The sequence below is a fragment of the Streptomyces sp. NPDC002130 genome, assembly GCF_040296465.1.
Classification (GTDB): Bacteria; Actinomycetota; Actinomycetes; order Streptomycetales; family Streptomycetaceae; genus Streptomyces.
On record NZ_JBEOXI010000099.1, the window covers coordinates 21,783 to 28,136 of the forward strand.

At 71.9% G+C, this 6,354-nt stretch carries 7 protein-coding genes and 1 pseudogene; 3 read left to right on the forward strand and 5 right to left on the reverse strand.

Annotation, left to right across the window (positions count from 1 at the left end; translation table 11 throughout):
• Window positions 1-7 precede the first annotated feature (7 nt).
• The gene (locus ABT116_RS20105) at window positions 8-292 is read right to left on the reverse strand and encodes a hypothetical protein (protein WP_351635448.1); all 285 of its coding nucleotides are present in this window, start codon (window positions 290-292) and stop codon (window positions 8-10) included.
• Between the two features lie 94 nt (window positions 293-386).
• Window positions 387-1,349 (reverse strand): LysR family transcriptional regulator, encoded by a 963-nt coding sequence (locus ABT116_RS20110; protein WP_351635451.1) that lies wholly within the window; start codon window positions 1,347-1,349, stop codon window positions 387-389.
• A 63-nt stretch (window positions 1,350-1,412) separates the two neighbouring features.
• Here ABT116_RS20110 and ABT116_RS20115 point away from each other — a divergent pair, with 63 nt between their 5' ends.
• Entirely contained in the window at window positions 1,413-2,687 is a 1,275-nt protein-coding gene (locus ABT116_RS20115; RefSeq protein WP_351635454.1) for an MFS transporter, read from the forward strand.
• A 330-nt stretch (window positions 2,688-3,017) separates the two neighbouring features.
• Window positions 3,018-4,034, forward strand: coding sequence for a sigma-70 family RNA polymerase sigma factor (locus ABT116_RS20120; protein ID WP_351635457.1), 1,017 nt, complete (start codon window positions 3,018-3,020; stop codon window positions 4,032-4,034).
• Here ABT116_RS20120 and ABT116_RS20125 read toward each other — a convergent pair.
• Entirely contained in the window at window positions 3,918-4,304 is a 387-nt protein-coding gene (locus ABT116_RS20125; protein ID WP_351635460.1) for an STAS domain-containing protein, read from the reverse strand. The two genes, ABT116_RS20120 and ABT116_RS20125, sit on opposite strands and share 117 nt — an antisense overlap.
• A 137-nt stretch (window positions 4,305-4,441) precedes the next feature.
• Here ABT116_RS20125 and ABT116_RS20130 point away from each other — a divergent pair, with 137 nt between their 5' ends.
• Entirely contained in the window at window positions 4,442-5,362 is a 921-nt protein-coding gene (locus tag ABT116_RS20130; RefSeq protein WP_351635463.1) for an AEC family transporter, read from the forward strand.
• A 1-nt stretch (window position 5,363) separates the two neighbouring features.
• Here the strand turns inward: ABT116_RS20130 and ABT116_RS20135 are convergent, their stop codons facing one another.
• Both ABT116_RS20135 and ABT116_RS20140 read right to left on the reverse strand, forming a co-directional pair.
• Window positions 5,364-5,948: a Uma2 family endonuclease gene (locus tag ABT116_RS20135; protein WP_351635466.1), complete on the reverse strand. Its 585-nt coding sequence runs from the start codon at window positions 5,946-5,948 to the stop codon at window positions 5,364-5,366.
• Window positions 5,949-6,044: 96 nt separating this feature from the next.
• A pseudogene (locus tag ABT116_RS20140) lies at window positions 6,045-6,354 on the reverse strand (thymidine phosphorylase); the annotation flags it as partial.

The following is a 6,354-nucleotide window of genomic DNA, read 5'->3' on the forward strand; positions in this document are numbered from 1 at the left end:
GCGGCGGTCAGCGTCCGGCGGCCGAGGTGGAGGCCGACGACGGTGCCGCGGTGCCCTCGACGGCCAAAAGGACACTCAGGCCCCGTATGTCCCGGGAGCCCATGTGCCCGCTTCTCCGGCCCCAGGCGCAGCGCTCGATCGCGTGCCCGGTGATGTGCTCCGCCCACAGCCGTACGGCTTTCAGTGCCTCGCGGCGCTGCTCGGGTGCGGCAGCCGGCACGACGGGAAAGGAGCGGCTCCACGAGTCGTGCAAGGGCCGGTGCCCGCCTGCGTGGGCAGCCTCCGACGTCACCTGACTCAGCATCAACCCCCCACAGGAATCCGGGCGATCCAGGCGCAGGTGAGCGTATCCGGTCAGGACCGTCGGCGTTGCCCATACGGCGATCTCAGTCGGCGAGCAACCGGCCCCTGCGGGACAGGAGGAACCGCTTGAAAGCCGCCACCGGGGGTGTGTCCGGGTGGCCTTCCAGCCAGGCCACGCCGATCTCGCGTACCGCACGAGGGGCCGTGACCGTCAGTTCCACCACTCCCGGGCGGGGGACGGCCGGTGGGGGCAGGAGGGCGACCCCGAGGCCTGCCGCGACGAGGCCCCTCAGGGTTTCCGCCTCCTCGCCCTCGAAGGCGATGCGGGGCTTGAAGCCGGCCTCCTTGCACAGGTCGTCGGTGATGCGGCGCAGGCCGTAGCCGGGTTCCAGCGTGACGAACATTTCGTCGGCCGCCTCGGCGAGGCGGATGCGGCGGCGCCCGGCGAGGGAGTGGTCCGCGGGGACGACCAGGCGCAGCTTCTGCTCGTCCAGGCGGCGGGCCACCAGGTCGGGGGCGTCCGGCACCGGGGACGTCAGGCACAGGTCGAGCTCGCCGGCGCGCAGGCGTTCCAGCATGGCCTCGCCGTAGTTCTGGACGAGGCTGAAGCGGACGCGCGGGTGGTCGGCGCGGAAGGCGTGCAGGAGGCCCGGGACGGTCTCGGCGCCCATGGTGTGCAGGAAGCCGAAGGCGACCTTGCCGGTGGTCGGGTCGGCGTCGGCGCGCACCTCCTCGGCGGCGCGCTCGACCTCGGCCAGGGCGCGCTCCACGGAGGTGAGGAAGGTGCGGCCGGCCGGGGTGAGGGAGACCGTGCGGCCGTGCCGGGCGAACAGGTCGACGCCCAGGTCCTGCTCCAGGCGGGCCATGGAGCGCGAGAGGGTCGACTGGGGGACGTTCATCTCCTGGGCGGCGCGGGTGACGTGCTCGGTGCGGGCGACCCCTGCGAAGTACGCGAGGCGCGGCGCCAGCAGCTTCGACATCTCTGCCATGTCTTCTGTGTCACTGCTTGGTGACAGGCGACCCTGTGAGCTCGGTTGATGCACCATGGGAACGATTATGACCGTTCCATGCATTGGACGGATGAGTGCGGGCGTCCGTAGGTTCGAGGCATGTCTCCCGCCAGTACCGGGGCGTCCACCCTCGTGGGCGCCGATGCCTCTGTTCCCACCGCCGACTCACGTGTGTCCCCGGGCGGCCCCGGCTACCGCCGGATGAGCTTCGCCCTCTTCCTCGCGGGTGTGGCGACCTTCGCGCTGCTGTACTCCACCCAGGCGCTGCTCCCGCTGATCTCCGGCGAGTTCGGGGTGGCGGCGAGCGACGCGAGCTGGACGGTGGCCGCCGCGACGGGCGGGCTGGCGCTGTTCGTGCTGCCGATGAGCGCTCTGTCGGAGCGCTTCGGACGCCGGGCGGTCATGACCGTGTCGCTGGCCGTGGCCGTCACGCTCGGGCTGCTGGTGCCCTTCGCCCCCTCCCTCGGTGTGCTGATCGCGCTGCGGGCCCTGCAGGGCGCCGCCCTGGCCGGGCTGCCGGCGTCGGCGACCGCGTACCTCGCGGAGGAGGTCAGCCCGAAGGCGCTGGTCACCGCGATCGGCCTGTTCGTCGCGGGCAACAGCGTGGGCGGGATGAGCGGCCGGGTCATCACCGGCTGGGTCGCGCAGGAGTGGGGCTGGCGGGTCGCCGTCGGGGTCATCGGTGTGATCGCGGTGGCGTGCGCGGTGGCCTTCCGGCTGCTGCTCCCCGCCCCGAAGCACTTCAAGGCAGGCTCGCTGCGGCCGCGCGTCCTGGCCCGGACGGTCCGTGACCACCTGTCCAACCCGCTGCTGTGCCGGCTGTACGCGATCGGCGCGCTGTTCATGACGGTGTTCGGCGGCGTGTACACGGTCATCGGCTACCGGCTGACCGAGACCCCGTTCTCCCTGCCGCAGGGCATCATCGGCTCCATCTTCCTGGTGTACCTGGTCGGCACGGTGTCGGCGTCGGCCGCGGGCCGGCTGGTCGGGCGGCTGGGCCGCCGGGGCGCGCTGTACGCGGCGGGCGGCACGACGGCGGCGGGCCTGCTGCTGTCCCTGGCGGGCACCCTCCCGCTGGTCCTGCTCGGCCTGGTCCTCATCACGGGGGGCTTCTTCGCGGGCCACGCGGTCGCCTCCTCGGCGGTCAGCAAGACGGCCGCGCACGGCCGCGCCCAGGCCTCGGCGCTGTACCAGTCCGCGTACTACATCGGCTCCAGCGCGGGCAGCACGGTCGGCGCGATCGCCTTCCACGCGGGCGGCTGGGGCGGGACGGTCGGGGTCGGACTGCTGGCGGTCCTGGGCGTCGTGACGATCACCGTCTTCGGGACCCGGGCGGCCCGACTGCAGCGCCGCCACCTGGCCGCGGCTGCCTGATCTTCGACGTCGGTCCCCCTGTCCGGGGCCGGTTGTCAGTGGGTGCGGATACCGTCCGCGTCGGCTGACCACCGGACCGAGCAGGGGGATTTTTCACGGGTGACGACGGTGAGACGGGCACTGCCGCGGGGGCCGGGGCGCACCGGCGTCTGCTCATGTCGGTCAAGGAGCCGCTGTGAAGGTCGGCGGGCGCGGCGCAGCCGGTCTGGATCACCTTCTCCCACCTGCGCATGTGTGCGCTCGGGGGGCCGTTGTCAGTGGGCTGCGGTAGCTTCCGAAGTGCTGGGGCGCAAAGGTGCGTGAACAGAACGTCCACAGGGGTGGGTGGAGATGGCGAACGGCACGGCGGCACCGACGGACCTGGACATCAGACTGGAGGCACACCGGACGGAGCTGACGGGGTACTGCTACCGGATGCTCGGCTCGTCCTTCGAGGCCGAGGACGCGGTGCAGGACACGATGGTCCGCGCCTGGCGCAGCTACGACAAGTTCGAAGGCCGCTCCAGCCTGCGCTCCTGGCTCTACCGGATCGCGACCAACGTGTGCCTGGACATGCTGACCGCGGGCAACAAGCGGGCCCGTCCCATGGACCTGACCGAGTCCACCCCGCTCGCCCAGGCCGCCCTCTCCCCCCGGCCGGACAACACCTGGCTGGAGCCCATGCCGGACGCCCGCGTGCTGCCCACGACCGGCGACCCGGCGGAGGCGGCGGTCGCCAAGGAATCCGTGCGGCTCGCCTTCATGGCCGCCCTGCAAAAGCTCCCGGCCAAGCAGCGGGCCGTGCTGATCCTGCGCGAAGTCCTGGCCTGGAAGGCCAGTGAGGTCGCCGAGCTGCTGGACACCTCGGTGGCGTCGGTGAACAGCGCCCTCCAGCGGGCCCGCGCCACCCTGGCCGAGCGGCAGGAGCCGGGCGCCGACGCGGCCGTCTCCGACCCGCTGGACGAGGACCAGAAGAAGCTGCTGGACCGCTATGTGGCGGCCTTCGAGGGCTACGACATGACGGCGTTGACGGCCCTCCTGCACGAGGACGCGGTCATGACGATGCCGCCGTTCGACCTGTGGCTGACCGGCACGCGGGACATCACGGGCTTCATGACCACGCTCGGCGCTCCCTGCGCGGGCTCCCGGCTGGTGCCCGTGCAGGTCAACGGCCTTCCGGGGTTCGCCCAGTACAAGCCGGACCCGGACAACGGCGGCTTCATGCCGTGGGCGGTCCAGGTGCTGGAGATCTCAGGCGGCCGGATCACCGGGTTCCACTGCTTCCTCGACACCCAGCGCTGGTTCCCGCTCTTCGATCTCCCCCTCCACCTCGAAGCGGAGACCGGCCAGGTCGAGCAGGGCGCGTAGGGCCGGGTCGGGGTCGCGCAGCCGGATCCGTCCCCCGGCCCGGCGGGCGGCCAGCTGGAGCCTCGCCAGCAGGTCGACGGCGGCGAGCCCCGGCGGCCCCAGGCCCGCGACGTCGCACACCACGACCCGGGCACCGCTGCCGTGCAGCAGTGCCCGCACATCGTTGCTGAGCCCCCTCACCTCGTCCCGGGTGACGGGGCCGGGCAGTACGAGCACGGGCGGTGTCATGGCGTCCACGATCGGTAGACCGGGCGGGCGGCGGTAACTCATCGCGGCTGTCCGTCCTGTTCGGCGCCGTAAGGATCACATTGACCTGGGCGGTGCCTTCCCCGGAGGGTTGGCTGTATGCCCCAACGATCCGGCCCTGCCGCGCTGCCCGACGCCCTCGTCGCCGGTGGTGAGGCGCCGTGCAGGGGGTGCTGAGCGGGTTCGCGGCCATCGCCGTCGTCATCGGCGCCGGCTATTTGATCGGCCGCCGGGGGTATCTGGGCGACGGCGGCCGCGAGGTCCTCACCAAGCTCGCCTTCCATGTGGCGTCCCCGGCGCTGCTCTTCACGACCCTCGCGCAGGCCGACCTGTCGGTGATCTTCTCCGACCGGCTGCTGGTCACGGCGATGAGCACGGCAGCGGCGGCGGGCGTCTTCGTGGCGGTGGGCGCGGCGCGGGGCTGGGGCGTGGGCCGGACGACGATAGGCGCGCTGTGCTCCAGCTACGTCAACTCCGGGAACCTGGGCATCCCGATCGCCGTGTACGTGCTGGGCGACGCGTCGCTGGTCGCGCCGGTGCTGCTGTTCCAGCTGGTCGGGGTGACGCCGGTGGCACTGACGGTCCTGGACCTGGCGAGCGGTGGGGAGAAGCGGCCGCTGTGGCAGCGGCTGCTCACGCCGCTGCGCAATCCCATAGCGCTGGGTTCCCTCGCCGGGGTGGCGGTCTCGGCGTCGGGCCTCAGGGTGCCGGGCCCTCTGCTGGACCCCCTCACCCTGATCGGCAACATGTCGGTCCCGGCGGTCCTGCTGGCCTTCGGCATCTCCCTGCGCGGCAGCACGCTTCCGCTGCGCGGCGCGGAACGGGCCCCGGTACTCCTCGCCGTAGTCCTGAAGTCCGTGGTCCAGCCCCTGGTCGCCTGGGCCCTGGCGGCGGGCGTGTTCGGCCTGCACGGTGCCCTGCTGCTCGACGTGGTGGTGACGTCCGCCCTGCCGGCCGCCCAGAACCTCTTCACCTACGCGAGCAGCTACCGGGTGGGCGAGGTGCTGGCGAGGGAGGCGATCCTGCTGTCGACGGTGCTGGCGGTGCCGGTGCTGGTGGTGGTCGCGGCGGTGCTGGGGTGACTCAGTTCTCCGGGAACTCGCCGGTGTCGATGACAAGGTCGAAGGGAGCCGGCAGCTTGATCGACTCGCCGAACTTCGCGGTGCCCAGGGGGCGGTAGACATCGCCCTTGGGCTCGCCGTAGAGCGTCACGGTGGGGCCGTCGGCAGCCCAGCGGTCCACGAGGAGGTAGAGCGGAATACCGGCAGCGGCGTAGGCGGCCGGCTTGCTCACCCGGTCGTGGCGAGCGTTGGACTTGGAGGTGACCTCGACGACGAGTTCGGCGAGGGCGGCCGGGATGTGGGTGTCCGTCTCCGTGTCCTCCCGCCTCGGAGCCACCACGAGGTCCGGGATAAGCATGCCCAAACGTGAGGGCACGGCGATGGCCAGCGTCTGGAAGATCCCCCAGTCCTCGGGGATCACGGAGTAGAGGCGACGCTGGATGCGTTCCGCGATCAGGTTGTGGCGGTACGCCGGAGCAGGTGACACGGTGATGATCCCCTCGATGATCTCCACCTTGCTGCCCTCGGGCCAATCCATCTCCTCCCAGAACCGGACGAGGTCGTCCCAGCTCTGCTCGGGGTCCTGGCTCACGGTGAGTGCGCTCATGGCGGGTCTCCCATCGGTGCGTCACCGATCCCAGCATGCCGAACGGGACCGGCTGCGGTCCACCGATCCCGTTCACCCGTAAGGGGAAACCCCAGCTCAGGCGATACGTTCCAGCACCACCGGCGACGCCGTGACGTCCGTGCCCTCGGCCGCGATGTCGTAGGAGCCCTCGATCGACGTCAGGGCGTACTCGAAGCGTTCGGGGGTGTCGGTGTGGAGGGTCAGGAGGGGCTGGCCCTCGGTCACCCGGTCGCCGGGCTTGGCGTGCAGTTCGACGCCCGCGCCCGCCTGCACGGGGTCCTCCTTGCGGGCACGGCCCGCGCCGAGGCGCCAGGCCGCGACGCCGATGTCGTAGGCGTCGAGGCGGCTCAGGACGCCGGAGGACGGGGCCTTGATGACGTGCTGC